The 2801-nt window shown below is 72.5% G+C and carries 3 protein-coding genes; all 3 read left to right on the plus strand.

The window, feature by feature from the left end:
* The coding region (locus KSNIM_RS38875) for a hypothetical protein (RefSeq protein WP_263108377.1) at window positions 1-262 on the plus strand (262 nt) is incomplete at its 5' end.
* A gap of 82 nt (window positions 263-344) precedes the next feature.
* Window positions 345-1847, plus strand: a complete 1503-nt coding sequence (gene dnaB, locus KSNIM_RS38880) for a replicative DNA helicase (RefSeq protein WP_263108315.1) — start codon at window positions 345-347, stop codon at window positions 1845-1847.
* Window positions 1848-2027: 180 nt separating this feature from the next.
* Window positions 2028-2573 carry a telomere-protecting terminal protein Tpg gene (tpg, locus tag KSNIM_RS38885; RefSeq protein ID WP_263108378.1) on the plus strand — a complete coding sequence of 182 codons (546 nt, stop codon included), beginning with the start codon at window positions 2028-2030 and terminating at the stop codon, window positions 2571-2573.
* Window positions 2574-2801 lie beyond the last annotated feature (228 nt).

The following is a 2801-nucleotide window of genomic DNA, read 5'->3' on the forward strand; positions in this document are numbered from 1 at the left end:
GGCCTGGATGGGCGGGGAGAAGCCGTCGTGGTGGCGTCTGGGCGAGGCGATCCACGCCCAGTACGCCGGCGCCCCGGCCAGGCCCGCCGCGCCCCGTCGCCCGGACCCGAGCAAGTGCCCGCGCCACCCGGTGCTCCCGCTGGACTGCCCGACCTGCGTCCGCGAGGAGCAGCAGCGGCGCGGCGGCAAGCCGGAAGGGCTGTCACTGGCCGAGATCCTGGCGGCCGAGGGCGTGCCGTGGCAGTCCAAGGTCAACGTCTGACCATCCCCCGAACAGCAAGCGGCGGCCGGGGTCTGCACCCCCGGCCGCCGGATCGAACCGTCCCTCGAACAGGAGATTCACCATGAGCGTACTGCCCCAGGACCCGGCCCCGGAGCCGAACGACCTGCCCGAGGAGCCGCCGGAGGACGACTACGCGCCGACCGGGGAGCCGGTGGTCGAGCAGCTGCCCGCGCCGCGGTGGGGCGGGCGGACCCGCAGCCGCGGCGGGGACGACACCCTTCCCGGCGACGGCTTCGAGCGGGTGCCGCCGCAGGACCTGGACGCCGAGCAGTCGGTGCTGGGCGGCATGCTGCTGTCCAAGGACGCGATCGGCGACGTGATCGAGGTCCTCCAGCCCGCCGACTACTACCGGCCCGCGCACGAGACCATCCACGCCGCGATCCTCGCCCTCTACGCCAAGGGCGAGCCGGCCGACCCGATCACGGTTGCCGGTGAGCTGACCCGCCGCGGCGACCTGGAGCGGGTCGGCGGCCCCGGCTACCTGCACACCCTGGTCAACTCGGTGCCCACCGCGGCGAACGCCGAGTACTACGCCGAGATCGTCCACGAGCGGGCGGTGCTGCGCCGCCTGGTGGAGGCCGGCACCCGGATCGCCTCGATGGGCTACGCGGCCGAGGGCGAGCTCGACTCCATCGTCCAGGCCGCCCAGGAAGAGGTCTACAAGGCCGTCAGCGCCCGTACGGTCAGCACCCCGTACGCCCCGGTCCGCGACGACGTCGAGGCGTTCTTCGACGGCCTGGACGCGGCCAAGACCCGCAAGACCCTGGCCGGTCTGTCCACCGGCTTCGCCGACCTGGACCAGCTCACCAGCGGCCTGCTGCCCCGCCAGCTCGTCGTGATCGGCGCGCGGCCGGGCGTCGGCAAGTCCACGCTCGCCCTGGACTTCGCGCGGGCCTGCGCCGTCCACCAGCAGAAGGCCTGCGCGTTCTTCTCCCTGGAGATGGGCCGGGCGGAGATCGTGCAGCGGCTGTTCTCCGCGGAGGCGAAGGTCGCCCTGCACCACATCAAGGCCGGCACGGTCACCGACGACGACGTCCAGCGCCTCGCCCGCCGGACCCCCGAGGTCATGGACGCGCCGCTGGTGCTCGACGACTCCCAGGAACTCACCCTGATGGAGATCCGCTCCCGGGCCCGGCGCATCGCCCAGCAGCACGGCGGCCTCGGCCTGGTCGTCGTCGACTACCTCCAGCTGATGCAGTCCGGCGGCACCCGGCGCTTTGAGAACCGCCAGCAGGAGATCAGCGACATCTCCCGCAACCTCAAACTCATGGCCAAGGAACTGGAGTGCCCGGTCGTGGCGCTCTCCCAGCTCAACCGCGGCCCCGAGCATCGCACCGACAAACGCCCCATGGTCTCCGACCTGCGCGAGTCCGGAGCCATCGAGCAGGACGCCGACATCATCATCCTGCTCCACCGCGAGGACATGCACGAGAGGGAGAGCGCCCGCGCCGGCGAGATCGAACTCAACGTCGCCAAGCACCGCGGCGGCCCGCAGGCCGTAATCACCGCCGCGTTCCAGGGCCACTACAGCCGCATCGTCGACATGACCCGCGACATGGACTGACCGCCACCACCCCACACTGACGGCCCGCCTGGACCCCACCGGAGCCGGGCGGGCCAACTGCCGGGAACGGCTTGCCCACCGCACGCCAGGCTTGCCCAGGGCTTGCCCGCTGGCTGGGCAAGCCGTGTCGGACGCCCGCCCATTACCTGACATACCGCCATGAATCCGGAGAGATCACGCATGGGAGAGATCGACGACGGCTTGGAGCGTGCGATGCGCACCCGGCCGATCCCCAAGTCCGTGCCCGCCCGGGTTCGGTTCCTGGTGAAGGCCGCGAAGGGCTCGACGGCCGCGGTCGCCGTGCAGCTCGGCGTCTCGCAGCGCACCGTCCAGCGCTGGCTCAAGGGCACCGCCACCCCGAAGCCGGCCGCCGCGCGGGCGATCGCCGACGCGGTCCGCGCCGCCTGGCAGCCCCGGGTCCAACGGCGGGTGCGCCGGGCCGCCGAACGCGACGGCTTCGTGCTCAGCGCCAGCGCGCAGTTCGGGTTCGCCAGCGCGGCCGGCTCCACCGACGACCCCCGGCTGCGCCTGATCACCCAACACCTGCCCGGCGACGTCGCCGCCGCCCTGTTCGCCGCCCGCGCCGCCGGCGCCTCCGAGGACGACCAGGCCGCCATCCTCGCCGCCGGTCTGCAGGAGCACTACTTCCGCGACAACGGCCGCCGCGCCAGCGGCCTGGCGGTGGAGTTCACCGGGATCGAGTGGGCCGACTTCGGCATCATGTGACATCCGCCCATCCTGGCCGGGCCTCGCCCGCACGCCGGAATCCGAGGTAGGCCCGACGGTTGGTTCCCAGGTGGGCCCCATGGTCGATTCCCTGGTGGGAGCCACAGTAGGAGTCATAGTAGGGACCGGCCTCCGACCGCCCGGCCCGTTTGCGCAGGTCACAGCGGTGGGCAAGCCGGTCGGCGTCGATGACACCTCTTCCCACGCGATAGCCATGGAAGGTAGCTC

The sequence above is a fragment of the Kitasatospora sp. DSM 101779 genome, assembly GCF_025655475.1.
Taxonomy (GTDB): Bacteria; Actinomycetota; Actinomycetes; order Streptomycetales; family Streptomycetaceae; genus Kitasatospora.

Excerpts from the sequence above, each read along its gene's own strand:
- dnaB (WP_263108315.1), top strand. The coding sequence starts at position 345 with ATGAGCGTACTGCCCCAGGACCCGGCCCCGGAGCCGAACGACCTGCCC.
- tpg (WP_263108378.1), top strand. The coding sequence starts at position 2,028 with ATGGGAGAGATCGACGACGGCTTGGAGCGTGCGATGCGCACCCGGCCG.